The following is a 24,389-nucleotide window of genomic DNA, read 5'->3' as shown; positions in this document are numbered from 1 at the left end:
ACGGACACCTTTGTTAAGCTCCCGTGCTTGCCAGTACCCACCAGGATCTTTCGCATGACCGAAGCTGCTTCCGGCAAGTCCAGGCTCCCCTTGCATTGGAAGATGCTGATCGGATTCATGCTGGGCCTGGTGCTGGGCCTGATCGTGCACGGCACCGTGGGCGCCGATGCGCAATGGGTCAGGCACGTGACCAGCGTGACCCAGCCGGCGGGCACCATCTTCCTGCGCCTGATCTTCATGCTGGTGCTGCCGCTGCTGTTCTCGGCGCTGGTGTGCGGCATCTCGGAAATGGGCGACGTGCGCGCGCTTGGCCGGATCGGCTGGAAGACCCTGGGCTACACCATCCTGGCCTCGGGGCTGGCCGTGGTCCTGGGCCTGGTGCTGGTCAACCTGTTCAAGCCCGGGGCCGGCACCGACCCGGTCGTTGCCCGGCAGATGCTGGACGCCGGCGCCGAGCGTGCCCAGGCGATCATCAGCAAGGGCAAGGCCGCACCGGGTGGGGCGGACATGCTGCTGTCGATCGTGCCGGCCAACGTGGTCAGTGCCGCCGCCAACGACCAGATCATGGGGGTGATGTTCTTTGCCCTGATGATCGGGGTGGGCGTGGTCCTGACCCGCAGCGAGAAGACCGCCGTGTTCCGCAATGCGGTCGAAGGCCTGTTCGAGATCTCCATGACCCTGATCACCCTGGTGATCAGGCTGGCGCCGTACGCGGTGTTCTGCTTCATGTTCAACCTGGCCACGCTGTTCGGCTGGGACCTGCTGCTCAGGCTCGGCGCCTATGTCGGGGTGGTGGTGCTGGCCCTGGCGATCCACATGTTCGTGGTCTATTCGGCGCTGCTGAAGTGGGCCGGCTGGTCGCCGCTGAGATGGTTCGGCGCGGTGCGCGAGGTGATGGTGCTGTCCTTTTCCACCGCCTCGTCCAATGCCACCCTGCCGACCTCGCTGCGGGTGGCCGAAGAAAACCTGCACCTGCCGAGCAAGGTCTCGCGCTTCGTGCTGACCGTGGGCGCGACCGCCAACCAGAACGGCACGGCCTTGTTCGAAGGTGTCACCGTGCTGTTCCTGGCCCAGTTCTTCGGGGTGGAGCTTTCGCTGACCCAGCAGGTCACGGTGATGCTGGTGTGCATCCTGGGCGGAATCGGCACCGCCGGGGTGCCGGCCGGTTCGCTGCCGGTGGTGGCGCTGATCTGCGGCATGGTCGGGGTGCCGCCGGAAGGGATCGGCATCATCCTGGGCGTGGACCGGTTCCTGGACATGTGCCGCACCACCCTCAACACCACCGGTGACCTGGTGCTGGCCACCCTGGTCTCCCGGGGCGAGCAGGACGCGCCCGATCCGGACGCCATCAACGCCTGACCGGCCCGGCCGGACGTGCGGGCGAGGGTTCATTTCACCGGAACGGGCCGGGATGGGACAATGCGGGTTCCTGGCGTTGCTTGCGCCGTCTTTTGCCCCGTCCCCGACATGCCCGCTCCCACCCGCCGTCAGCTCGCCAACGCCATCCGTTTCCTCGCCGCCGATGCGGTCCAGGCCGCCAATTCCGGCCATCCGGGCATGCCCATGGGCATGGCCGACATCGCCGAAGTGCTGTGGAACGACTACCTCAGCCACAACCCCAACAATCCCAAGTGGTTCAACCGCGACCGTTTCGTGCTGTCCAACGGCCACGGCTCGATGCTGCAGTACGCGCTGCTGCACCTGACCGGCTACGACCTGCCGCTGGAGGAGCTGAAGAATTTCCGCCAGCTGCATTCCAGGACCCCGGGTCACCCGGAGAGCCACCTCACCCCCGGGATCGAGACCACCACCGGTCCGCTGGGGCAGGGCTTTGCCAACGCGGTCGGCTTCGCCCTGGCCGAGAAGCTGCTGGCCCAGCGCTACAACCGCCCCGAGTACAGCGTCGTCGATCACCGCACCTGGGTGTTCATGGGCGACGGCTGCATGATGGAGGGCATCTCGCACGAGGCCGCCTCGCTGGCCGGGACCCTGGGCCTGGGCAAGCTGGTGGCCTTCTGGGACGACAACAAGATCTCCATCGACGGCGAGACCGAAGGCTGGTTCACCGACGACACCCCGGCGCGCTTTGCCGCCTACGGCTGGCACACCATCGGCCCGATCGACGGCCACGACCCGGACCGGATCAAGGCCGCGATCGAGCAAGCGCTCGCCATCACCGATCGCCCGACCCTGATCGCCTGCAAGACCACCATCGGGTTCGGTTCGCCCAACAAGGCCGGCAAGGAATCCAGCCACGGCTCGGCGCTGGGCAAGGAGGAAGTGGAAGCCACGCGCAAGGCGCTGGACTGGCCGTACCCGGCCTTCGAGATCCCGCAGGAGATCTACGACGGCTGGCGCGCCGGCGGTGCCGGTTCGTTGCGCCAGGCCGAGTGGGAGCAGTTGTTCGACAAATATGCCAGGCAGTTCCCGGCCCAGGCCACCGAGTTGATCCGCCGCTCGCACCACGAATTACCGGAAGACTTCGTCCAGGCCGCCGACGCCTACGTGGCCAGGCTGCAGGCCGAAAGCCCGGAAATCGCCTCGCGCAAGGCCTCCCAGCAGACCATCGAGACCTTCGCCGCGCTGCTGCCCGAACTGCTGGGCGGCTCGGCCGACCTGGCCCCGTCCAACCTGACCCTGTGGAAGAACGCCAAGACCGCCGTCGGTGACGACCCGGGCGCCAACTACGTGCATTACGGCGTGCGCGAGTTCGGCATGAGTGCCATCGTCAACGGCGTGGCCCAGCACGGCGGCTTCATTCCCTTCGATGCCACCTTCCTGACCTTCAGCGACTACGCGCGCAACGCGGTGCGCATGAGCGCGCTGATGCGCAGCCACGCCATCCACGTGTACACCCACGACTCGATCGGCCTGGGCGAGGACGGCCCGACCCACCAGCCGGTCGAGCACCTGGCCAGCCTGCGCCTGATCCCGGGCAACGATGTGTGGCGCCCGTGCGATGCGGTGGAAACGGCGGCCTGCTGGAAAGCCGCGGTGACCCGCACCGATGGCCCCAGCTGCCTGGTCTTCAGCCGCCAGAACCTCAAGCCGCAGCCGCGCGACAAGGCCGGCATCGACGGCATCTACCGCGGCGGCTACGTGCTGGCCGAGGCCGAGGGCGGCACCGCCAAGGTGATCCTGATCGCGACCGGTTCGGAAGTGGGCATCGCCTCACAGGCGCGCGAGAAGCTGCAGGCCGCGGGCATCCCCACCCGCCTGGTGTCGATGCCCTCGACCGACGTGTTCGACCGCCAGGACCTGGGCTACCGCGAGTCGGTGTTGCCGCCCTCGATCCGCGCCCGGGTGGCGGTGGAAGCGGCCTCGACCGATTTCTGGTTCAAGTACGTGGGCCTGGACGGCACCGTGGTGGGCATGACCACCTTTGGCGAGTCGGCCCCGGCGGAACAGCTGTTCCCGTATTTCGGCTTCACCGCCGACCATGTGGTGGAGGCGGCGCAGAGCGTGATCCGCGGCTGAGGCGTTGGTTGGCCGCGTCTGAGAGAAGGCCGGGCAATGGGGTCGACGTGGCCGGTGCGAGCTGTCACCGGCACGTCCACCCGATCAGGGCGTCGGCTCGTCAAAGAACACGCGCCGCACCGTGGCCCGCGCCGCGTCCAGCGAAAAATGCCGCTGCACGTTGTCGATGCCGTTGGCGGCCAGTTGCTGCCACAGCCGCGCATCGCCATGCAGGCGCACCACCGCGGCAGCGAACTCTTGCGGTGTATCGGCCACCAGCACATCCAGGCCATCGCGCAGGTGCATGCCTTCGACCGCCAGCGTGGTGGCCACCACCGGCAGGCCGTGGGCCATGGCCTGGTTGATCTTGCCCTTGACCCCGGCGCCGTAGCGCAGCGGCGCCAGCGCGATGCGGCTGCCTTCCAGCAGCGGCAGCAGGTCCGGGACGTGACCGTGCACGAGGATGCCGGGCTGACTGGCCAGCGCCTGGATCGGCGGCGGCGGCGCGATGCCGACGATGTGCAACTGCACCTGCGGCAGCTGCGCGCGGACCAGCGGGAAGATGGCTTGCGCGAACCAGCCCACCGCGTCCACGTTCGGAGGATGGTGGAAGCCGCCGACGAACAGCAGGTCGCGGCGCGCCTGGAACGCCGCGCCGGCACCGCCGGGCTGGTGCAGGTTGGACAGGATTTCCACGTGTACCGCCGGCGCCTGGCGCGCCAGTTCCTCGCGTTCGACGGCGCTGACCACCAGCGTGGTATCGGCGGCCTGCATCACCGCCAGTTCCAGCGCCTGGGTGGCCTGGGACTGCCTGAGCAGTACCGCATCGCCCAGGGTCTGCGCCCCACGGCGCTCGCGCAGGTAGTGCAGGTCCACCGTGTCGAAAATCACCCTGGCCTGCGGCGCGTGCTTGCGCAACAGTGGCAGCAGCGCATCGGCCACGTAGTGGCGGCACACCAGCACCCGCGCGAAGCGGCCACCGTGCTGGCGCAGGAACTGCGGCAGGCCCTTGACGAAAGGCGCATGCCAGACCTCCACGCCCATGCCCTGCAGCGCCGGCGTGTAGCCGGGGACCAGGCCCGCATCGGCGGCGATGAAGCACACGTGCGCGCCTTCCTGCTGCAGCAGCGCGATCAGGTTGACCAGCCGCAGCGAGGCCGAATCGCGATCGGGCCTGGGCGTGAAGGCGTCGATCACCAGCACCTGCCGCTGGCGCGCATGCAGGCTGGCCGGCGAAGGTGGCCTGCGCTGCGCCGGCTGCCGGGCCAGGGCCGCACGCCACTTGTCGGCGAACACGCCGGCGTTGCGCAGCTGGCAGGCCTTGATCCCGGTGTTCTCGTCGGTGCCGGCGGTGGCGCCTTCGCGATGGACCACCACCGAGCCCGGCTGGTAGCGCACCTGGTAGCCGGCCGCGCGCACGGCGAAGGCCAGGTCGGTGTCCTCGTAGTAGGCCGGCGCGTAGCGGGCGTCGAAGCCGCCGAGGCGTTCGAACAGCGTCCGCGGCACGGCGATCGCGGCCCCGGAGACGTAATCGGCCTGGCGCACGTAGCTGTAGCGCGGATCGTGTGGCGCATCGAAGCGCCCGTAATTCCAGGCCGAACCATCGGCGAACACCACCGCGCCGGCTTCCTGCAGGCGGCCATCGGGATAGACCAGCTTGGCCCCGGCCAGGCCGGTCTGCGGATGGCTGGTGAAAGTGGCCAGCAGCGCCTCCAGCCAGCCCGGCTGGGGCAGGGTGTCGTTGTTGAGGAACACCACGTAGTCGCCGCGCGCCAGCGCCGCGCCGTCGTTGCAGGCGGCGATGAAGCCGCCGTTGGTCGCGCGCCGGTGGTAGCGCAGGCCCTGCACCTGCGGCAGGCACTGGCCGCTGGCGTCGGGCGAGCCGTCGTCGACCACGATGATCTCCACCGCAAGCCCTGGCGGATGCGCGGCCAGCGCGCGCAGGCAATCCACGGTCATCTGCAGCTGGCCGTAGACCGGGATGACGATGCTCGCCCGCGGCGCTTCCGAGCACGGCACCGCAAACGGGGCGAAGGGTTCGCAGGCCGGCAGCCACAGCGGCGCGGCGGCGAGCGGGCGGCGCAGTTGCCCGGCCAGGCGCTGCCAGGCGCGGTGGGCGGTGGGCGCAAGGCCGCGGGTCCGGGCGCTGGCCACCATCCGGCGCAGGGTGGACGTCGCGCGCGTGAACAGGAAGCGCGCGTCATCCAGCAGCATCGACATGGGCGGTCCTGACTCCAGCTGATCGGGCGGCGGGCCTTGCAAGTCCGGGGTTCATCGGCCTGCTAGACTCTCCAGTCCTTTCCATTGTCGCATCCGAAGTGGCCCGCAACGACGACGAACACGACGCCGACGACACGTACGACGATCAGGAAGACGAAGCTCACGCACGGCCCGCTTCGGTGTGGCGCCGCCGCCTGATCACCCTTGCCTTGGCCCTGGCCGGACTGGGACTGGGCTTCATGATTCCCTACGTGGCCTACCTGAACCACCAGGTGAGCCAGCGCTTTGGTGCGCTGCAGTGGCAGATCCCCACGCGGGTCTACGCCCGTCCGCTGCCGCTGGCCCCGGGCCAGGCACTGGACGCGGCCACGCTGAAGACCGAGCTGGACGCGGCCTCCTACCAGGAGGACGACACCGGCCAGGCACCGGGAACCTACGCCCGCAGCGGCAACCGTTTCACCATCGCCAGCCGGGGTTTCACCGACGTGGACCACATCATCCCGGCCACCCGGGTGCAGGTGACCCTGTCCAATGGCGAGGTGCTGGGCCTGCGCGACCTGGCCCGTGGCCGCAACATCAGGTCCTCGCGGCTGGACCCGGCCCGCATCGCCACCCTGTACGGCAAGCGTCAGGAAGAGCGCCGCCTGGTTCGCCTGGAGGACGTGCCGGAATTGCTGGTCACCGGCCTGCAGGCGGTGGAGGACCGCGACTTTGCCACCCACCACGGCATCGACCTGTCCGGCATCGCGCGCGCGGGCTGGGAGTTCCTCGCCAGCGCCGGGCAGGTGCGCCAGGGCGCCAGCACCCTGACCCAGCAGCTGGCCCGCAGTGGCCTGCTCGGCATCGGCCGCGAGCAGACCCTTGGCCGCAAGTTCAACGAGATCCTCTATGCGGTGATCCTGGAGGCGCGCTACGACAAGCGCACCCTCCTGGAGGCCTACTTCAACCAGGTGTACTGGGGCCAGCGCGGCGGCCAGGCCATCCATGGCGTGTCGGCGGCTTCCGAGTTCTGGTTCGGGCGCGAGCTGGACAGCCTGTCCACCGAGCAGATGGCGCTGCTGATCGGGATCGTCAAAGGCCCGTCCTACTACGATCCGCGCCGCCACCCCGAGCGCGCCAGGGAACGCCGCGACCTGGCCCTGCGCCGGATGCTGGCGACCAAACTGATCGACCAGAAAGAGTTCGACCGCGCCGTGGCCGCACCGCTGGGCGTGACCCGGGAACCGGGGATCACCGCGGCCAACCGGTTCCCGGCCTACGTCGACCTGGTCCGCCGCCAGCTGGCCCATGACTATCCCGAAGACGCGCTGCAGGGCGCTGGGCTGACCGTGATGACCGGCATGTCGCCCTCGGCCCAGGCCTACGCCGAAGGCGCGGTGACCGGCACCATCACCCGGCTGGAAAAGGGCAAGCGTCCGCCGCTGCAGGCCGGCTTGGTGATGACCGACGTGCACAATGGCGACGTGCTGGCGGTGATCGGCAACCGCCAGGTGGCCGCGCCCGGTTTCAACCGTGCGCTGGAGGCCCAGCGCCAGGTCGGTTCGCTGATCAAGCCGTTCGTCTACCTGCTGGCGCTGGCCCAGCCGGACAGCTGGTCGCTGGCCAGCTGGATCGACGATGCGCCGATCACCGTGCCGCTGGGCCGCGGCAAGCGCTGGCGCCCGGCCAATGCAGACAACCGCAGCCATGGCCGGGTCCGGTTGATCGATGCGCTGGCCCGTTCCTACAACCAGGCCACCGTAGCGCTGGGCATGAAGGTCGATCCGCAACGGGTGGCCGAGCTGCTCAAGGTGCTGGCCGGCATCCAGGCCGATCCCAATCCCTCGCTGCTGCTGGGCGCCACCGACCAGAGCCCGTATGCGATGGCGCAGGCGTACCAGTTTCTGGCCTCCGGCGGCCAGATCCAGCCGCTGCACGCGGTGCGCGGCGTGATCGATGCCCAGGGCCGGGTGCTCAACCGTTACGACAAGACCCCGACCGCGGCGCAGAAGGGCGATTCCATCGCTGCACACTTGATCAGCATCGCGCTGCAGGAGGCGGTCACCGACGGCACCGGCCGCCAGCTGCTGTCCGACGGCCTGGGGCGCCTGTCGCCGGCCGGCAAGACCGGCACCAGCAACGACGGGCGCGACAGCTGGTTTGCCGGCTACACCGGCGACCACCTGGCCGTGGTGTGGATGGGCAACGACCAGAACCTGGAGACCGGCCTGTATGGCGCCACCGGCGCGATGCGGGTCTGGTCGGGCATCTTCTCGCGCCTGCCCAGTGCGCCGTTGCAGGTCTCCAGCGAAGGCCTGGAGTGGAGGTGGGTAGCCGAATCGGCTGCGGTCGACGCCAGCTGCCCGGGTGCGCGCCGGTTCCCGTTCGTGGCCGGCTTTGCACCGTCCCAGCAGCCATGCCCGCTCTACGACACCGGCGAGGAAAGCAGCAGCGGCGGTTGGCGCCGCTGGTTCGGCCTGCCGCCCAGGGAGCCGGACCAGCCGGCGCGCGAACTGCCGTCCCTGCCACCGCCGCCACCGTCCACGAGCCCGCTATGAACCGTGCCTTCCGCCTTGCCCTGACTGCTGCGCTGCTGCTGCCACTGGCTGGCTGCGTGACCGAGCCACCGCCAGCGCCGGCCCCGGCCCCGCCGCGGCTCACCCCGACCCAGGCGCTCAACGCGGTGCTGGCCGTGGCCGGGGCCGACGACCGCGAGGTGGCGATCCAACCGGTGCGCGATCCGCAAGTGGAAGACCTGCGCCAGGCGTCGCTGGACGCGCAGCGGCGCGGCGACTGGAAGGCCTCGGCCGATGCACTCAACCAGGCGCTGCTGATCACTCCGGACGATCCGGCGGTGCTGCAGGAACGCGCCGAGGTCGCCCTGGCCCTGGGCGAATGGGAGCGGGCCGAGACGCTTGCGCGCAAGGCCCTGGCACTGGGCTCGCGGACCGGGCCGCTGTGCCGCCGCCACTGGGCCACCATCGAGCAGTCGCAGCTGGCCCGGGGCGAAGACCGCAACGCCATCTCGGCCCACGCGCAGATCGCCAACTGCACCGTGGCCGGGTTCAACCGGATGTGAGCCGGGCCGTGCCGGGCAAGCCACTGCCGAGCGCACCGGCGCCGGCCCGGTCCGCCTTGGCGGGGCAGGGAAACCGCGCCTGATGTCGCAGCTGTCCCAGGCCAGCCGCGAGGCGTTGGGTGAGGGCGGGGCGCTGGCGGTGCGGCTGGAGCAGTTCGTCCCGCGCCAGGCCCAGCTGAGCCTGACCGCCGCGATCGCCGATGCGCTGGAAGCGCGCGACACCCTGCTGGCCGAGGCCGGCACCGGCACCGGCAAGACCTTCGCCTATCTGGTCCCGGTGCTGCTGTCGGGGATGAAGGCGATCCTGTCCACCGGCACCCGCGCGCTGCAGGACCAGCTGTTCCACCGCGACCTGCCGCGGGTGCGCGCGGCGCTGGGCGTGGGCCACAGCGCGGCGCTGCTCAAGGGGCGCGCCAATTATCTATGCCGCTATCGGCTGGGCCAGGCGCGCGGCGCGCCGCAGTTCGCCAGCCGCGAGCAGGTCGACCAGTTCCAGCGGATCGTGGTCTGGAGCGGGCGCACCCGCCACGGCGACATGGCCGAACTGGAATCGCTGCCCGAGGATTCGCCGCTGCTGCCCCTGGTGACCTCGACCGTGGACAACTGCCTGGGCACCGAATGCCCGTTCTGGGACGACTGCTTCGTGGTCCAGGCGCGCCAGCGCGCGCAGGCCGCCGACATCGTGGTGGTCAACCACCACCTGCTGCTGGCCGACCTGGCGCTCAAGCAGGAAGGCTTCGGCGAGATCCTGCCCGGTGCCCAGGCCTTCGTCATCGACGAGGCCCACCAGCTGCCGGAACTGGCGGCCAACTTCTTCGGCGAAGCCTTCGGCCTGCGTCCGTTGCAGGAACTGGTCGGCGATGCCTTCGCCGAAAGCCGCGCGGTGCCTGGTGCGTTGGCCCAGGTCGAACCGCTGGCGCGCGCCCTGGACTTTTCCGTGCGTCAGCTGCGCGCGGCGATGGAAGGGTTGCCACCGCGCGGCACCCGCCAGCGCGCACTGGGCAGTCCGGCGGTGGCCGAGGGCTTTGACACCTTGATGATCGCGCTGCAGGACCTGGCCGGTGTGCTGGCGCCGCTGGCCGCGGCCGCGCCGGGCCTGGATGCCTGCCACGCCCGGGCACGCGAGATCAGCGGCCGGCTGCAGCGCTGGCTGGGCCAAGCGCCGGGACCCGGGGAAGACCAGGACGGCGTGGCATCTGCGGCTTTTGCCATTCCGGGTCCCGAGTCCCGGGTCCCGGCTCCCGGCTCCTCCGACGTGTTCTGGTACGAGCTGACCGCGCGCGGGTTCCGCTGCCAGCGCACGCCGCTGGATGTGTCCGCGCCGCTGCGCCAGCATCGGCAGGCCTCGCACGCGGCCTGGATCTTCACCTCAGCCACGCTGGCGGTGGGTGGCGGCTTTGACCACATCGCCACCCGGCTGGGCCTGGACGATCCGCACACGCTGCTGCAGCCCAGCCCGTTCGACTGGCCGCGCCAGGCGCTGTGCTACCAGCCGCCCGGCCTGCCCGATCCGAACGCGCGCGGCTACGGCACCGCCCTGATCGCCGCGCTGTTGCCGGTGCTGCATGCCTCCGGCGGCCGTGCGTTCCTGCTGTTTGCCTCGCACCGGGCGCTGCGCGAGGCCGCGCAAGCCCTGCGCGATGCGCCGTGGCCGCTGTTCGTGCAGGGCCAGGCGCCGCGCGCCACGCTGCTGCAGCGCTTTCGCGAATCGGGCAACGGCGTGCTGCTGGGTTCGGCCAGTTTCCGCGAAGGCGTGGACGTGGTTGGTGAGGCGCTGAGCGTGGTGGCCATCGACAAGCTGCCCTTCGCCGCGCCGGATGATCCGGTGTTCGAGGCCAGGCTGGAAGCGATCCGCAACGCCGGCGGCAATCCGTTCCGCGACGAGCAGCTGCCGCAGGCGGTGATCGCGCTCAAGCAGGGCGTGGGCCGGCTGATTCGCAGCGAGTCCGATCGCGGCGTGCTGGTGCTGTGCGACCCGCGCCTGTCCAGCAAGGCCTACGGCCGCACCTTTCTGCAGTCGCTGCCGCCGTTTGCGCGCACCCGCGAGGTAGCCGATGTGCAGGCATTCTTCGGCCAGTAACCAATCAAGAAGCGGCCTGCCGTGGGAGCCGCTACAGCGGCGATGAGGCGTTACCGGTCAAGCTTCATCGCCGCTGTCGCGGCTCCCACCAAGCCGGCCTGCGTGTTCTGAAATAATGCGGCTGTCTCTCCCGCTTCCTCCGCTCCAGGTGACCCATGTCCGCAACGCTCCGCATCGCGATGGCGCAGTTCGATTTCCCGGTCGGCGACCTGGCGGGCAACACCACCCGCATCATCGACCAGATCGCGCTGGCCCGTGAGGAATTCGGCGCCGACCTGGTGCTGTTCCCCGAGCTGGCCCTGAGCGGCTATCCACCGGAAGACCTGCTGATGCGGCCCTCGTTCCTGGCCGATTGCCACGCGGCGATGGAGCAAGTGGCCAGGGCGGTCGGCGGGGACATTACCGCGGTGGTGGGCTGGCCGGAGAGTGCCGGCAGCGTGCTCTACAACGCCGCCTGCGTGATGCGCGATGGCCAAGTCATTGCCAACTATCGCAAGCGCGAGCTGCCCAACTACAACGTCTTCGACGAGCGCCGCTATTTCCACGTCGATCCCGACGGCGGCCCGTGCGTGTTCGAGGTCAAGGGCGTGCCGGTCGGCCTGGTGATCTGCGAGGACCTGTGGTTCCCCGAGCCGCTGGCCGAGACCGCCGCGCAGGGCGCACAGCTGGTGCTGGTGCCCAACGCCTCGCCGTTCGAACACAACAAGCACGCCCAGCGCGATGCGCTGCTGGCCCAGCGCGTGCGCGAGACCGGTGTGGCCCTGGCCTACATCAACCTGGTCGGTGGCCAGGATGCGCTGGTGTTCGACGGTGCCTCGGTGGTGGCCAGCGGCAACGGCGAGATCTCGCCAGCGGCTTCGGCCTTCACCGAGCAGTGGCTGGTGGTGGACTACGAGGCCGACAGCCGGATGTTCACGCCGGTGCAGTGGCAGGACGAAGGCGACGAGAGCCGCGATGCGCTGGCCTGGCGCGCGGTGGTGCGCGGGATCGCCGACTACTGCCGCAAGAACGGCTTCTCCAAGGCGTGGGTGGCACTGTCCGGCGGCATCGATTCGTCGATCGTGCTGGCGATGGCGGTCGAGGCGCTGGGCGCCGAGAACGTCACCGCCGTGCGCCTGCCCTCGCGCTACACGGCGGACTTGTCCAATTCGCTGGCCCAGGAGCAGTGCCAGGCGCTGGGCGTGCGCATGGAGACCATCGCCATCGAAAGCGCGTTCACCGGTTTCCTCGACGCGCTGGGCCCGATGTTCGAGGGCCGCCAGCCCGACACCACCGAGGAGAACCTGCAGTCGCGCGCGCGCGGGGCGATCATGATGGCCCTGTCCAACAAGTTCGGCGGGCTGCTGTTGACCACCGGCAACAAGAGCGAGTACGCGGTCGGCTACGCCACCATCTACGGCGACATGTGCGGCGGCTATGCGCCGATCAAGGACCTGTACAAGACCGAGGTGTTCGCGCTGGCGCGCTGGCGCAATACCGTCGGCGGCGCGCCGGTGATCCCGCAGGGGGTGATCGAGCGCCCGCCCTCGGCCGAACTGCGCCAGAACCAGCTGGACCAGGACTCGCTGCCGCCCTACGACGTGCTGGACGCCATCCTGACCCGCTACGTGGACCTGGAGCAGTCGCGTGCCGAGATCATCGCCGCCGGTTTCGACGCCGAGGTGGTCAACCGCATGCTGCGCCTGGTGCGCATGAGCGAATGGAAGCGCCAGCAGGCCGCGCCCGGCCCCAAGGTCTCCCAGCGCGCCTTCGGCCGCGAACGTCGCTATCCGATCAGCAACCGCTATCCGGCGTAGGAGCCTGGGCTGACAAAGCCCCCGTGGGAGCCGCTTCAGCGGCGATGGGATCTCACTTGCGGGAATGCCTCATCGCCGCTGAAGCGGCTCCCACAGGGGGCGTTGCGACGGAAAAGGGGCCTTGCGGCCCCTGTTCCGTGCGTGCGCTGGCGCGGCCCGGATCACTGCCTGCGCGCGTCCTCGTTGTCCAGCGCGGACTTCTCGCCGGCGAACGGGTTGAGCTTGCGGATGGTCATCGGATAGTCGGGCCAGTTGCCACTCAGCCACGGGTGCTGCGGGTCGTTCATCTGCAGCACGCGGCGGGCATCGTCGGCCAGGGTCTTGTTGTCCAGCCTGGTGTAGGCCTCGGCCAGGACGGCGACCGCGTCGTATTGGTACTTGCTCTGCGGGTAGGTTTCCAGGATGTACTTGGCCCGGGTCGCCGCCGCGATGTAGGCACCGCGGTTCAGGTAATACAGGGCCGTGTCCATCTCGTGGCGGGCGAAGGTGTTGCGCAACTCGATCATGCGCCGGCGTGCATCCTCGGCGTAGCGGCTGTTGGGGTAGCGCTCGGAGACGGTGTTGAAGTCGCTGTAACCCTGCAGCGGGGTGGACAGGTCGCGGCGGCTGGAATCCAGGCGCCAGACCTTCTGCAGGAACACCGTGTCGCGACTGGCGTTGGCCAGGCCGCGCAGGTAGTACATGTAGGGCACGTTGCGCTGGGTGGGATAGGTGCGCAGGAAGCGGTCGATGCTGGACACCGCCTCGTCCATCTTGCCGGACTTGTACTGGGCGTAGGCGATTTCCATCTGCGCCTGCTCGGTGTACGGGCCGTATGGGTACTGGGCGATCAGCGCCTGGAACTGCTTCTCCGCGCCGCTCCAGTTGCCGTGGGTCATGTCGGCGTGGGCTTCGGCGTAGATGGCCTCCACCGGGCGGGACTCGGCGACCTTGTCCTTGTTGTTGCGGCCACAGCCGGTGGCGGTGAGGGCCACCACCAGGAGCAGGAGCAGGACGCGGACGGCGGGGCGGGTGAACTGGGCTGCGAGGCGCTGGGACATGGGCTGGCGGCCTGGGCCGCGTCGGGGAAACGAGGCGGCGATGATAGCCTAGGCCGCTGCCGGGCCATGAATGTCCGGTCAATCGAACCCGACGGCCCTGTGACGAAATGACCGCTTCCCCCGACCACGACACCCTGCCGGACTCGGCCAGTGACGAAGGTCCGCGCACCGCGGTGGTGCCTGCGCATGCCGCCGGGCGCCGGTTCGACGCGGTCCTGGCCGAGCTGTTCCCGGAGTTTTCCCGCTCGCGCCTGGCCGAATGGATCAAGTCCGGCGATGCGCTGCTGGACGGCGAGCAGGCGCGCACGCGCGATCCGGTGACCCCCGGGCAGGTCGCCAGCCTGCAGGTGGTGCTGGACACCCAGACCCACGCCCAGCCCGAGGACATTGCGCTGCAGGTCCTGTATGAGGACAGCGAGGTCATCGTCCTGGACAAGCCGGCCGGGCTGGTGGTGCACCCCGGCGCCGGCAATCCGACCGGGACCCTGGTCAACGCGCTGCTGTTCCATGACCGGTCGCTGTCGGCGCTGCCGCGCGCGGGCATCGTCCACCGCCTGGACAAGGACACCTCCGGGGTGATGGTGGTGGCCAGGACGTTGCCGGCGCACGCCTCGCTGGTGGCCCAGCTGTCCGCGCGCCAGGTGCATCGCCAGTACCTGGCCGTGGTGGTGGGGGCGATGGTCTCCGGCGCCACCGTCGATGCGCCGATCGACCGCCACCCGCGCGACCGCCTGAAGATGGCCGTGCGCGAGGATGGCCGTGATGCCGTGACCCACGTGCGCCTACGCGAACGCTTCCGCGGCCACACCGCGGTCGAGTGCCGCCTGGAAACCGGCCGCACCCACCAGATCCGCGTGCACATGGCGCACCTGCGCTTCCCGATCGTGGGTGATCCGCTGTACGGCGGCCCGCTGCGCCTGCCGCGCGGCGCCGACGAGGAACTCACCGCCCGGCTGCGCGGCTTCCGCCGCCAGGCGCTGCACGCCGAGACGCTGGAATTCACCCACCCCACCACCGGCGAGCCGGTGCGTACCAGCGCGCCGGTTCCGGCCGACATGCTGGCGCTGATGGCGGCCCTGCGCGCCGACGTGGCCGCGCACAAGGCCAAATGAGCCTGCCGGCATGAGCGCGCTGCTGCCCGCCGACTGGCCGGCGCCGCCCGGCGTGCGGGCCTTGAGCACGCTGCGCTTCGGGGCCGGCGGCTCGGCGCCACCGTTCGACACCTTCAACCTGGGCAACCGCAGCGCGAGCGACGGCGATAGGCCGGCCCAGGTGGAAGCCAACCGTGCCGAACTGGCGATGCTGGTCGAGCTGCCGTCGCTGCCGCACTGGCTGCGCCAGGTGCATGGCACCGGCGTGGCGCGCTTGGATGTGCCGCTGGCGGTGCCGCGCGCGGCTTCCGAGGAACCCGAGGCCGACGCGGCGGTCACCGCCAGGCCTGAAGTGGTCGTGGCGATCCTCACCGCCGACTGTCTGCCGGTGGTGCTGGCCGCGGCAGATGGCAGCGAGGTGGCGGCCGCGCATGCCGGCTGGCGCGGACTGGCCGGTGGCGTGCTGGAAGCCACGGTTGCGACTATGGCCACGGCGCCTGCGCGCATCCGCGCCTGGCTGGGGCCGGCGGCCGGACCGCAGGCCTACGAGATCGGCCGGGAGGTGTTCGATGCGCTCACCGCCTCCGATCCGGAGGCTGCAGCCGCCTTCATTGCCACCCGGCCTGGCCACTGGCGGGTTGACCTGTACGCGCTGGCGCGGCGCCGGCTGGCGGCCGTGGGCGTGACCGATGTCCATGGCGGCGGCCTGTGCACCATCTCCGCACCCGGCCGCTTCTTCTCGCATCGACGTGACGGCCGCAGCGGGCGGCTGGCCACGCTGGTCTGGCGCGCCCCCTGAGCGCGGCGTGCCCCTTGGCCATGAAGGCCAGTCACACCGCTGCTGCTTCCACTCTGCCGCCGCTGTGCCAGCGTGCTGAGCGAGGCGCCGTTCAACGCGCTGCCGGCGCCACCACCTGCACGCCCCGACCTCGCAGCGACGTGTCGGGTGCTGGACTGCACGGGCCTGGGCGCTCCGCTTTTCCAGACTTCCCCCAGCGCGATTCAGATCGGACAATCGGGGCATCTGCGCAGGTTGGCGGATGTTGTCCCGCCATGACAGCGCGCCGCCAGGTGCGTCACCGTGCGCCTCTTCTTCAGCTGTTTCCCGGAGTTTGTGCCGATGTTGCTGCGTGCCGCGCTGCTGCTTTCCCTGCTGACCCTGGGCGCCTGCGTCACCACGCAGGGCACTGCTGCGCCGCAGGTCGGCACGACCGCCTCACTGCAGGGCGATGCCTTGCGCCCGGCGGCTGCCACCGGCTGGATCCGTAGCGAGCTGTACTTCGGTGTGGGCCAGGAGAGCGGCGCGGTTGATCGGCCTCAGGGTGCACCGATCAGCGAGGCCCGGTGGCGCGCCTTCTTGGACAAGGAAGTGACCCCGCGTTTCCCGGATGGCCTGACCGTGTTCGATGCCGAGGGCCAGTGGTTGTTCCGCGCGGCCGAGCCCAGCCGGCTCGAGACCAAGGTGCTGGTGGTGCTGCACCCTGACACGCCCGCGCGCCGCGCCGACATCGAGGCCATCCGCCTGGCCTGGAAGCAGGCCACCGGCCACCAGTCGGTGCTGTGGTCGCGCCAGCCGGTCGAGGTCTCGTTCTGAGCGCGTGCGCCGGTGTTCGTGGCGCTCGAGTGTGGCGATCGGCCGTGGCGGCGCTGTTCGCCGCGAAGCCGACCCCTTAGCATCGCCCTCCCCTGCTTTTGCGAACGTCGACATGTCCCACGCCGCTTCGCCCTCTCCGTTCCGCCCGCGCTGGTTCGTCGCCGGCGATCTCAATGGGTTCTTCGGTCTGGTGGTGGACAACCTGTCGATCCTGGGCTTCATCGCGATGGCGCTGGTGGGGATCTTCCGGTTTCCGGCCGAGGTGGTGTTCGGGCGGATGTTCCCGGGCACGGCCTTTGGGGTGCTGGTGGGCAACCTGGCCTACACCTGGATGGCGCGCAGGCTGGCGGCCAGGAGCGGGCGCGAGGATGTGACCGCGATGCCGCTGGGGCTGGACGCGCCGACCAGCATCGGCATGGCGCTGCTGGTGCTGGGCCCGGCCTTTGCCGGCTTCAAGGCCGGCGGGATGACGCCCGAGGCGGCGGCGATGGCCACCTGGCAGCTGGGCATGGCTGCACTGATGATCATGGGACTGTTCAAGCTGGTGCTCTCGTTCTTTGGCGAAGCGGTCACCCGCGCGCTGCCGCGTGCGGCGCTGCTGGGATCGATCGCCGGGATCGCGCTGGTGCTGATGGGCTTCTTGCCGCTGCTGGAAACGCTCAAGTCGCCGGTCGTGGGCCTGCTGACGCTGGGCCTGCTGCTGTATGTGCTGATCGCCAAGGGCCGGCTGCCGGTCAAGCTGCCGGGGGTGCTGGTGGCCTTCGTGGTCGGCACGCTGCTGTATTACGCGCTGGGCCTGGCCGGGCTGGGCGCGCCGGGCTTCAAGCTGCCCGAACTGGTGCCACCGCAGATCGCGCTGCCGCTGCCGTCGCTGGGTTTCGTCACCGGCATGGCCGATGCGCTTGCCTACCTGCCGCTGCTGCTGCCGTTCGGCCTGCTGATGGTGGTCGGCGGGATCAACGTGTCCGAAAGCGCGCGTGCGGCCGGCGACGACTACCGCACCCGCGACATCCTGCTGGTGGAAGCCATCGCCACCCTGATCGCCGGCGTCTGCGGCGGGGTGGCCCAGACCACGCCCTACATCGGCCAGCCGGCTTACAAGCACATGGGCGCGCGCAGCGGTTACACGCTGCTGACGGGCCTGTTCATCGGTATCGGCGGCATGCTGGGGGTGGTGTCGATGCTGGTGCAGTGGCTGCCGCTGGCGGTGCTCTCGCCGATCATCGTGTACGTGGCCATCGACATCACCACCCAGGCCTTCCAGGCCACCCCGCACCGGCATGCCGGGGCGATGGTGCTGGGTTTTTTGCCCTCGGTGGCCTACCTGCTGCTGATCAAGGCCCATGGCTGGATCGGGCCCGAGCAGTTCGTCGCGATGACCACCACGGTCAATGGCCAGGGCCTGCCGGAAATGGCGGTGATCCTGGTGCTGGGCAACGGCTTCATCCTCACTGCGATGCTGTGGATCAGCGCGGTGGCGGCGATGGTCGATGGCGCGCTGCGGCGGGCGGCGGTCTTCTGGGCGGTGGCTGCGGCAATGACCCTGTTCGGGGTGATCCATTCGGTGGCCCCCAACGGCGCGCTGACCCTGCCCTGGCAGCTGGAAGGGCTGGGGCGCACGCTGTGCTGGCAGTTCGCTGGCGCCTATGCCGCGCTGGCGGCGTTGATGGCGGCGTTGTCGCTGCAGTCCACGGCGAGCCTTCGATAGGCGCGCTGCCTCACGCCGCATCCAGCTCAGGATAGTGGCGGAAGAGGCCGCGGGTGTTGAACGCCACCCGCCGCTCGGAGGCCAGATAGGCGGCGATGTTCGGTCGCTGCGCGATGCGCGCCCTGAGCGCCTGCAGCAGCGGCAGGGTGGGCGCCAGGGTGGCCATGCGCTTGGGGAACATGTACTCCAGCCCGCTCATCACCTGGAACAGCGACAGGTCCACGTAGGAGTGCTGGCCCAGCGCGTGCCTGCCGCCGCCCTGTTCCAGCACGTCCTCGAAATAGCCCAGGAACTTGGGCAGGCGGTTGCTGCGCAGGTCCTCGGCGCGACGCCGCGCTTCGGTCTTCTGGTCTTCGTAGTACAGCGCGCTGGCGATCGGGTGATGGGTGTCGTGCACCTCGGCGACCAGGTCGGTGATGGTCATCTGCAGCTGCAGCGCCTGCAGGCGGCGCGATTCGGCCTGCGGCACCAGCCCCAGGTGCGGGCCCAGGTAATGCAGGATGCCGGCGACCTGGGCGATCACCAGGCGACCGGCCTTGAGGAATGGAGGTGCGAACGGGCGCGCGCCCTCGTGCTGGCCTTCCAGGAAGGCGTTCATGGCCGCATCGCCTTCCACGCGCGCCACATCGGTGTAGTCGGCGGCCGCATCTTCCAGCGCCAGGCGGACGAACTCGCCGCGGCCCTGCAGCCCGGTCCAGTAATACAGGTCGTAGTGCATGGTGCAGCTCCGCAGTCGGGGGGCACCCAGGCTAGGCCAGCGTCGGCACGTACGGCGTGATCAGGGACGCGTGGATCACGTCAATGCGACCACCCCGGTCCTCGCCCAGCAACCAAGCCAGCTTGCGGTCGCGGGGCAGCTGCTTGACCTGCCATTCGGCCCGCGCGGCGCTGGCGCGGTCGGGGTAGGGCCGGCTGCCCAGGATGCGCACGGGTGGGTGGGCGCGGGTGTAGCGCGCGCCGCGGCCCTGCACGTGGGCCTGGAAGCGGGCCTGCACATCGTTGCTGATGCCGCAGTAATAGCTGCCGTCGCGGCACTGGAGCAGGTAGACCGACCAGGAGGTGGGGGTGGGCATGAGGGTCATGATGCCGCAGGCGGGGCGCGCCCTTGCGCAGGATCAAGGCGCGCCAGCGGTCAGGCCGGCACCCTGCAGCGGGTTCAATCGGTTGGCGCAGCCGCCTTGAAACCCGCCCTGCCAACGCCATGTCGGTGACATTGCCGGCCTTGCCGGCCCCCCCTTCGAGGATTTCCCAATGCGGATGGACAAACTCACTTCGCGCTTCCAGCAAGCCCTGGCCGATGCCCAGTCGCTGGCCGTGGGCCGCGACCACAACTTCATCGAACCGGTGCACCTGATGGTGGCGCTGCTGGATCAGTCCGGCGGCAGCACCCGCGCGCTGCTGCAGCAGGCCGGGGTCAACGTGCCGGTGCTGCGCGAGCGCCTGGGCGAGTCGCTGGAGGCACTGCCCAAGGTCACCGGCCAGGCCGGCAACCTGTCGGTGGGCAACGACCTGGGCCGCCTGCTCAACCAGACCGACAAGCTGGCCCAGCAACATGGCGATGCCTTCATCGCCAGCGAGTGGTTCGTGCTGGCGGCAGTGGATGACGGCGGTGCGGTGGGCATGGCCCTGCGCGCGGCCGGTGCCGACAAGAAGAAGATCGAGGCGGCCATCGACAAGATCCGCGGCGGCGAGAGCGTGCAGTCCGAAAACGCCGAGGACCAGCGCCAGGCGCTGGAGAAGTACACCATCGACCTGACCGCACGCGCCGAGAGCGGCAAGCTGGATCCGGTGATCGGCCGCGACGAGGAGATCCGCCGCACCATCCAGGTGCTGCAGCGCCGGACCAAGAACAACCCGGTGCTGATCGGCGAGCCGGGCGTGGGCAAGACCGCGATCGTCGAAGGCCTGGCCCAGCGCATCGTCAATGGCGAGGTGCCGGAGAACCTGAAGAACAAGCGCGTGCTGTCGCTGGACATGGGCGCGCTGATCGCCGGCGCCAAGTTCCGCGGGGAATTCGAGGAGCGTCTGAAGGGCGTGCTCAATGACCTGGCCAAGAGCGAGGGCCAGATCATCCTGTTCATCGACGAGCTGCACACCATGGTCGGCGCCGGCAAGGCCGAGGGCTCGATGGATGCGGGCAATATGCTCAAGCCGGCGCTGGCCCGTGGCGAGCTGCACTGCGTCGGTGCGACCACGCTGGACGAGTACCGCAAGTACATCGAGAAGGATGCCGCGCTCGAGCGCCGCTTCCAGAAGGTGTTTGTCGGCGAGCCGTCGGTGGAAGACACCATCGCGATCCTGCGCGGCCTCAAGGAGCGCTACGCCGTGCACCACGGTGTGGAGATCACCGACCCGGCCATCGTCGCGGCGGCCACCCTGTCCCACCGCTACATCGCCGACCGTCAGCTGCCGGACAAGGCCATCGACCTGATGGACGAGGCCGCCAGCCGTATCCGCATGGAGATCGATTCCAAGCCGGAGGAACTGGACCGCATGGAGCGCCGCCTGATCCAGCTCAAGACCCAGCGCGAGATGCTGAAGAAGGAGAAGGACGCCGAATCGGCCAAGCGCCTGGCCGACCTGGAAGCGGACATCGACACCTTGGAACGCGAGTTCTCCGACCTCAACGAAGTCTGGAAATCGGAAAAGGCCGCGCTGCAGGGCGCCACCCGGATCAAGGAGCAGATCGAGGCGGCCAGGGTGGAACTGGAAGGCGCCCAGCGCCGCCAGGACTATGCGCGCATGAGCGAGATCCAGTACGGGGTGCTGCCGCAGCTGGAGAAGCAGCTGGCCGAAGCCCAGGCGGCCGAGCAGCAGGAGTTCAAGCTGGTCCAGGACCGGGTCACTGCCGAGGAGATCGCCGAGGTGGTTTCGCGCTGGACCGGCATCCCGGTGTCCAAGATGCTCGAGGGCGAGCGCGAGAAGCTGCTCAAGATGGAAGACCAGCTGCGCGAGCGCGTGGTCGGCCAGGAGGAGGCGATCAAGGTCGTGTCCGATTCGGTGCGTCGCTCGCGTGCCGGCCTGTCCGATCCAAACCGGCCCAGCGGTTCGTTCCTGTTCCTGGGCCCGACCGGCGTGGGCAAGACCGAGCTGTGCAAGGCGCTGGCCGAATTCCTGTTCGACAGCAGCGAGGCGATGATCCGCATCGACATGAGCGAGTTCATGGAGAAGCATTCGGTCGCCCGGCTGATCGGCGCGCCCCCGGGCTACGTGGGTTATGAGGAAGGCGGTTACCTGACCGAGGCGGTGCGTCGTCGCCCGTACTCGCTGATCCTGCTGGACGAGGTGGAAAAGGCGCACGGCGATGTGTTCAACATCCTGCTGCAGGTGCTCGACGATGGCCGCCTGACCGATGGCCAGGGCCGCACCGTGGACTTCCGCAACACCGTGATCGTGATGACCTCCAACCTGGGCAGCCAGCTGATCCAGGAGATGTCGCACGATGAAAGCGCCGAGTCCTACACCAAGATCAAGGCGGCGGTCATGGGCGTGGTCCAGGCGCACTTCCGGCCCGAGTTCATCAACCGGCTCGATGACATCGTGGTGTTCCATCCGCTGGACAAGGTCCAGATCCGCCAGATCGCCAGGATCCAGCTGCGCGGGCTGGAAGCGCGCCTGCGCGATCGCGGGATCGGGCTGGAGGTGTCCGATGCGGCCCTGAGCGTCCTGGGCGACATCGGGTTCGACCCGGTCTACGGCGCACGGCCCCTCAAGCGCGCGATCCAGTCGCAGCTGGAAAACCCGCTGGCGCAGAAGATCCTGTCCGGCGCGTTCGTCAGCGGCGACACCGTGCAGGTCGACGCGGCAGGCGGGCGGCTGGTGTTCGCCAAGGCGTAAGAAGGCCTGAATTCTTTGCTGTATGTCGCCATCCCCGCGCTCAACGGCGCGGGGATGGCGTTTTTTAAGATAAAACTCACCAGGTCCGCAGTCACTGCCGAAGCCCCGTGGTGCAGGCCAACTGCACCGTCGGTGTGCTGCGGAGTCTGGAGAAATGTGCCCGTATCGGGTATGATTTTGTGGCCAAGATGACGCCCATCCTCAAACGGAAAGATTTTGCACGGTGGCAGGTGGGTGAAAAGCTGCCCGATGCTGCCTTGTGCAAGGCAGTTCAAGAGATGGAAAGTGGCTTGGTCGACGCCGACCTGGGTGGCTTCCTCTACAAGAAGCGGGTAGCCCGCCCAGGTGCAGGCAAGAGCGGTGGCTATCGGACGCTGCTGTCGGCTCGGATCGGCAGCAGCTATGTTTTCCTGCATGGGTTCCCCAAGAGCGACAAGGCGAACGTCACGCAAGACGAGAAGAAGGCACTGCAATTTGCCGGCAAGGTGTTCTTGGAACTGTCTGCCGATGCTTTGTCCAAGGCATTGCGATCGGGCGTCTTACTGGAGGTGCATTGTGAGCAAGATCATTGAATCCCTGCGTGGCGACCTGGCTGCGCTCCACGAAGCCGGAGCGATCGGTAAGGTGACGATGCGCAAGTTCGACACCCTTTGCCCGCCGCCAGTGCGGGAGTTCGGCGCTGCCGACATCAAGCGCCTGCGCGAAACCTTGAAATTCAGCCAGCCGGTGTTTGCGCTCCACCTACACACCACCGCCTCGACGGTGCGCAAGTGGGAGCAAGGTCAGACTCACCCGACCGGCCCCGCACTCAAGCTGCTCAACGTCATTGCAGACAAAGGCCTGCAGGCCATCATTTGACCTGATTGGCACGAGCTTTCAGCAAAAACACAGGGCGTTGCGCAGGACAGGTTCCGGCCATGGCCGGGTTCTGGCGGTGGCGAGCAGCAGCCAGGTCCTGCCGGCCGTCACCGGGTCCGCCGCCTGGTGAAGCAGCACGGCCTGCAGGCGCGCTGGAGGCGCACGTTCGTCCACACCACCGATAGCCGATGACCTGTCGGTGGCGGCCAGCCTGCGCGCAAACGCGCCGTGTCGGTACCGGCGTAGTCGGATCGCTCATGCGCTGATTGCCTTTGGACATGAGCCGGGGTGGTGGAGGCCACCCCCGGCGCGACGGGCTGGGCTATCGTCGCCTTCCTTCTGCCCCAGTGAACCTGTGCCATGACCCAGCCCCAGTGGAAGCCCGAAACCATCGCCGTGCACGGTGGCTACAGCCCCGACCCGACCACCCGCGCGGTCGCCGTGCCGATCTACCAGACCGTGGCCTTCGCCTTCGACAGCACCCAGCACGGCGCGGACCTGTTCGACCTGAAGGTGCCGGGCAACATCTACAGCCGGATCATGAATCCGACCAACGAGGTGCTGGAGCAGCGCATGGCCGCCCTGGAGGGCGGGATCGGTGCGCTCGCGCTGGCCTCCGGGCAGGCGGCGGTGACCTACGCGATCCAGACCATCGCCGAGGTCGGCGACAACATCGTCTCCTCCAGCGCGCTGTACGGCGGCACCTACAACCTGTTCGCGCACACCCTGCCGCAGTTCGGCATCAGCACCCGCTTCGCCGATTATCGTGATCCACAGGCCTTCGCCGGTCTGATCGACGAGCGCACCAAGGCGGTGTTCGTCGAATCCATCGGCAACCCGCGCGGCAACATCACCGACATCGAGGCGGTGGCCGCAATCGCCCATGCGCACGGCGTGCCGTTGATCGTGGACAACACCGTCGCCACGCCCTACCTGTTGCGCCCGATCGACTTCGGCGCCGACATCGTGGTCCATTCGCTGACCAAATACCTGGGCGGGCACGGCAACAGCCTGGGCGGGGCGATCGTCGATTCCGGGCGCTTCCCGTGGGCCGAGCACAAGGCCCGCTTCGGCCGCCTCAACGAGCCGGACGTCAGCTACCACGGCGTGGTCTATACCGAGGCCCTGGGCGAGGCGGCCTACATCGGTCGTGCGCGCGTGGTGCCGCTGCGCAATACCGGCGCGGCGCTGTCGCCGTTCAATGCCTTCCTGATCCTGCAGGGGATCGAGACCCTGGCCCTGCGCATGGACCGGATCAATGCCAACACCCTGGCCGTGGCCCATTACCTGCAGCAGCATGCCCGGGTGCAGTGGGTCAACTATGCCGCCCTGCCAGATCACCCCGAACATGCGCTGGCGCGCAAATACCTGCGCGGTCACGGCTCGGGCGTGCTCACCTTCGGTCTGCCCGGCGGGCGCGAGGCCGGCGCCCGCTTCCTGGACGCGCTGCAGCTGTTCACCCGCCTGGTCAACATCGGCGATGCCAAGTCGCTGGCCACCCATCCGGCCTCGACCACCCACCGCCAGCTCTCGCCCGAGGAACTGGACAAGGCCGGGGTGGGCATCGACACGGTGCGCCTGTCGCTGGGGATCGAACACATCGACGACCTGCTGGCCGACCTGGAACAGGCCCTGGCCCAGGCCTGAGCGG

Annotated in this window: 18 protein-coding genes; 14 read left to right on the top strand and 4 right to left on the bottom strand. The window is 69.1% G+C overall.

The genetic code is table 11. The annotated features are described in order from the left end of the window. Positions 1 to 54 precede the first annotated feature (54 nt). Together D9R12_RS11840 and tkt are read left to right on the top strand one after the other, a co-directional pair. Positions 55 to 1,359, top strand: a complete 1,305-nt coding sequence (locus D9R12_RS11840; protein WP_014159834.1) for a dicarboxylate/amino acid:cation symporter — start codon at positions 55 to 57, stop codon at positions 1,357 to 1,359. A gap of 108 nt (positions 1,360 to 1,467) precedes the next feature. Further along, complete coding sequence (gene tkt / locus D9R12_RS11835; RefSeq protein ID WP_122230740.1) at positions 1,468 to 3,477, top strand: transketolase; 2,010 nt, start codon at positions 1,468 to 1,470, stop codon at positions 3,475 to 3,477. An 84-nt stretch (positions 3,478 to 3,561) separates the two neighbouring features. Here tkt and D9R12_RS11830 read toward each other — a convergent pair whose 3' ends face one another. Further along, positions 3,562 to 5,676 carry a glycosyltransferase gene (locus tag D9R12_RS11830; protein ID WP_122230738.1) on the bottom strand — a complete coding sequence of 705 codons (2,115 nt, stop codon included), beginning with the start codon at positions 5,674 to 5,676 and terminating at the stop codon, positions 3,562 to 3,564. Positions 5,677 to 5,774: 98 nt separating this feature from the next. On the opposite strand from D9R12_RS11830, the gene mrcB reads away from it, so the two are divergent. The 4 genes from mrcB to D9R12_RS11810 all read left to right on the top strand — a co-directional run bounded on the left by mrcB (position 5,775) and on the right by D9R12_RS11810 (position 12,610). Next, positions 5,775 to 8,213 (top strand): penicillin-binding protein 1B, encoded by a 2,439-nt coding sequence (gene mrcB, locus D9R12_RS11825; protein WP_122230736.1) that lies wholly within the window; start codon positions 5,775 to 5,777, stop codon positions 8,211 to 8,213. Beyond that, positions 8,210 to 8,734 (top strand): hypothetical protein, encoded by a 525-nt coding sequence (locus tag D9R12_RS11820; protein ID WP_014159838.1) that lies wholly within the window; start codon positions 8,210 to 8,212, stop codon positions 8,732 to 8,734. The genes mrcB and D9R12_RS11820 overlap by 4 nt, the downstream gene beginning before the upstream one ends. 82 nt (positions 8,735 to 8,816) lie before the next feature. Next, positions 8,817 to 10,814 (top strand): DNA repair helicase YoaA, encoded by a 1,998-nt coding sequence (yoaA, locus tag D9R12_RS11815; protein ID WP_122230734.1) that lies wholly within the window; start codon positions 8,817 to 8,819, stop codon positions 10,812 to 10,814. Between the two features lie 155 nt (positions 10,815 to 10,969). Next, complete coding sequence (locus D9R12_RS11810) at positions 10,970 to 12,610, top strand: NAD+ synthase (RefSeq protein WP_122230732.1); 1,641 nt, start codon at positions 10,970 to 10,972, stop codon at positions 12,608 to 12,610. A 161-nt stretch (positions 12,611 to 12,771) separates the two neighbouring features. Here the strand turns inward: D9R12_RS11810 and D9R12_RS11805 are convergent, their stop codons facing one another. Beyond that, positions 12,772 to 13,650, bottom strand: a complete 879-nt coding sequence (locus D9R12_RS11805) for an outer membrane protein assembly factor BamD (protein WP_122230730.1) — start codon at positions 13,648 to 13,650, stop codon at positions 12,772 to 12,774. A gap of 107 nt (positions 13,651 to 13,757) precedes the next feature. Between D9R12_RS11805 and rluD the strand changes: the two genes are divergently transcribed. The 4 genes from rluD to D9R12_RS11785 all read left to right on the top strand — a co-directional run bounded on the left by rluD (position 13,758) and on the right by D9R12_RS11785 (position 18,043). Beyond that, on the top strand, positions 13,758 to 14,762 hold the full coding sequence (gene rluD / locus D9R12_RS11800; protein ID WP_244671902.1) for a 23S rRNA pseudouridine(1911/1915/1917) synthase RluD: 1,005 nt from the start codon (positions 13,758 to 13,760) through the stop codon (positions 14,760 to 14,762). A gap of 10 nt (positions 14,763 to 14,772) precedes the next feature. Further along, on the top strand, positions 14,773 to 15,540 hold the full coding sequence (gene pgeF / locus D9R12_RS11795; RefSeq protein ID WP_122230728.1) for a peptidoglycan editing factor PgeF: 768 nt from the start codon (positions 14,773 to 14,775) through the stop codon (positions 15,538 to 15,540). Positions 15,541 to 15,861: 321 nt separating this feature from the next. Beyond that, positions 15,862 to 16,335: a DUF3574 domain-containing protein gene (locus D9R12_RS11790; RefSeq protein ID WP_122230859.1), complete on the top strand. Its 474-nt coding sequence runs from the start codon at positions 15,862 to 15,864 to the stop codon at positions 16,333 to 16,335. A 112-nt stretch (positions 16,336 to 16,447) separates the two neighbouring features. After that, positions 16,448 to 18,043: a SulP family inorganic anion transporter gene (locus D9R12_RS11785; RefSeq protein ID WP_014159845.1), complete on the top strand. Its 1,596-nt coding sequence runs from the start codon at positions 16,448 to 16,450 to the stop codon at positions 18,041 to 18,043. Positions 18,044 to 18,053: 10 nt separating this feature from the next. Here the strand turns inward: D9R12_RS11785 and D9R12_RS11780 are convergent, their stop codons facing one another. Together D9R12_RS11780 and D9R12_RS11775 are read right to left on the bottom strand one after the other, a co-directional pair. After that, the gene (locus D9R12_RS11780) at positions 18,054 to 18,761 is read right to left on the bottom strand and encodes a glutathione S-transferase (protein WP_014159846.1); all 708 of its coding nucleotides are present in this window, start codon (positions 18,759 to 18,761) and stop codon (positions 18,054 to 18,056) included. 31 nt (positions 18,762 to 18,792) lie between these two features. After that, positions 18,793 to 19,116, bottom strand: a complete 324-nt coding sequence (locus tag D9R12_RS11775; RefSeq protein WP_122230726.1) for a GIY-YIG nuclease family protein — start codon at positions 19,114 to 19,116, stop codon at positions 18,793 to 18,795. 178 nt (positions 19,117 to 19,294) lie between these two features. On the opposite strand from D9R12_RS11775, the gene clpB reads away from it, so the two are divergent. The 4 genes from clpB (at position 19,295) to D9R12_RS11755 (ending at position 24,385) form a co-directional block, all read left to right on the top strand. Next, positions 19,295 to 21,880, top strand: a complete 2,586-nt coding sequence (gene clpB, locus D9R12_RS11770) for an ATP-dependent chaperone ClpB (protein WP_122230724.1) — start codon at positions 19,295 to 19,297, stop codon at positions 21,878 to 21,880. Between the two features lie 107 nt (positions 21,881 to 21,987). After that, positions 21,988 to 22,452: a type II toxin-antitoxin system RelE/ParE family toxin gene (locus D9R12_RS11765; RefSeq protein ID WP_425479102.1), complete on the top strand. Its 465-nt coding sequence runs from the start codon at positions 21,988 to 21,990 to the stop codon at positions 22,450 to 22,452. Next, positions 22,436 to 22,738: a helix-turn-helix domain-containing protein gene (locus tag D9R12_RS11760; protein ID WP_122230722.1), complete on the top strand. Its 303-nt coding sequence runs from the start codon at positions 22,436 to 22,438 to the stop codon at positions 22,736 to 22,738. Before D9R12_RS11765 ends, D9R12_RS11760 begins: the two co-directional genes overlap by 17 nt. Before the next feature lie 360 nt (positions 22,739 to 23,098). Beyond that, positions 23,099 to 24,385 (top strand): O-acetylhomoserine aminocarboxypropyltransferase/cysteine synthase family protein, encoded by a 1,287-nt coding sequence (locus D9R12_RS11755; protein WP_122230720.1) that lies wholly within the window; start codon positions 23,099 to 23,101, stop codon positions 24,383 to 24,385. Positions 24,386 to 24,389: the final 4 nt, after the last annotated feature.

The organism is Pseudoxanthomonas spadix (assembly GCF_003703395.1).
GTDB classification, from domain to species: domain Bacteria; phylum Pseudomonadota; class Gammaproteobacteria; order Xanthomonadales; family Xanthomonadaceae; genus Pseudoxanthomonas_A; species Pseudoxanthomonas_A spadix.
Note: the sequence above shows the minus strand (reverse complement) of the source record. Positions and strands in the feature narration are given on the sequence as shown.

Bases quoted from the DNA above. Each gene is read 5' to 3' on its own strand.
- D9R12_RS11820 (WP_014159838.1), top strand. From the start codon at position 8,210: ATGAACCGTGCCTTCCGCCTTGCCCTGACTGCTGCGCTGCTGCTGCCA.
- D9R12_RS11775 (WP_122230726.1), bottom strand. From the start codon at position 19,116: ATGCCCACCCCCACCTCCTGGTCGGTCTACCTGCTCCAGTGCCGCGAC.
- yoaA (WP_122230734.1), top strand. From the start codon at position 8,817: ATGTCGCAGCTGTCCCAGGCCAGCCGCGAGGCGTTGGGTGAGGGCGGG.
- clpB (WP_122230724.1), top strand. From the start codon at position 19,295: ATGCGGATGGACAAACTCACTTCGCGCTTCCAGCAAGCCCTGGCCGAT.
- pgeF (WP_122230728.1), top strand. From the start codon at position 14,773: ATGAGCGCGCTGCTGCCCGCCGACTGGCCGGCGCCGCCCGGCGTGCGG.
- rluD (WP_244671902.1), top strand. From the start codon at position 13,758: ATGACCGCTTCCCCCGACCACGACACCCTGCCGGACTCGGCCAGTGAC.
- D9R12_RS11755 (WP_122230720.1), top strand. From the start codon at position 23,099: ATGACCCAGCCCCAGTGGAAGCCCGAAACCATCGCCGTGCACGGTGGC.
- tkt (WP_122230740.1), top strand. From the start codon at position 1,468: ATGCCCGCTCCCACCCGCCGTCAGCTCGCCAACGCCATCCGTTTCCTC.
- D9R12_RS11810 (WP_122230732.1), top strand. From the start codon at position 10,970: ATGTCCGCAACGCTCCGCATCGCGATGGCGCAGTTCGATTTCCCGGTC.
- D9R12_RS11805 (WP_122230730.1), bottom strand. From the start codon at position 13,650: ATGTCCCAGCGCCTCGCAGCCCAGTTCACCCGCCCCGCCGTCCGCGTC.
- D9R12_RS11840 (WP_014159834.1), top strand. From the start codon at position 55: ATGACCGAAGCTGCTTCCGGCAAGTCCAGGCTCCCCTTGCATTGGAAG.
- D9R12_RS11830 (WP_122230738.1), bottom strand. From the start codon at position 5,676: ATGTCGATGCTGCTGGATGACGCGCGCTTCCTGTTCACGCGCGCGACG.
- D9R12_RS11780 (WP_014159846.1), bottom strand. From the start codon at position 18,761: ATGCACTACGACCTGTATTACTGGACCGGGCTGCAGGGCCGCGGCGAG.
- D9R12_RS11785 (WP_014159845.1), top strand. From the start codon at position 16,448: ATGTCCCACGCCGCTTCGCCCTCTCCGTTCCGCCCGCGCTGGTTCGTC.
- D9R12_RS11790 (WP_122230859.1), top strand. From the start codon at position 15,862: ATGTTGCTGCGTGCCGCGCTGCTGCTTTCCCTGCTGACCCTGGGCGCC.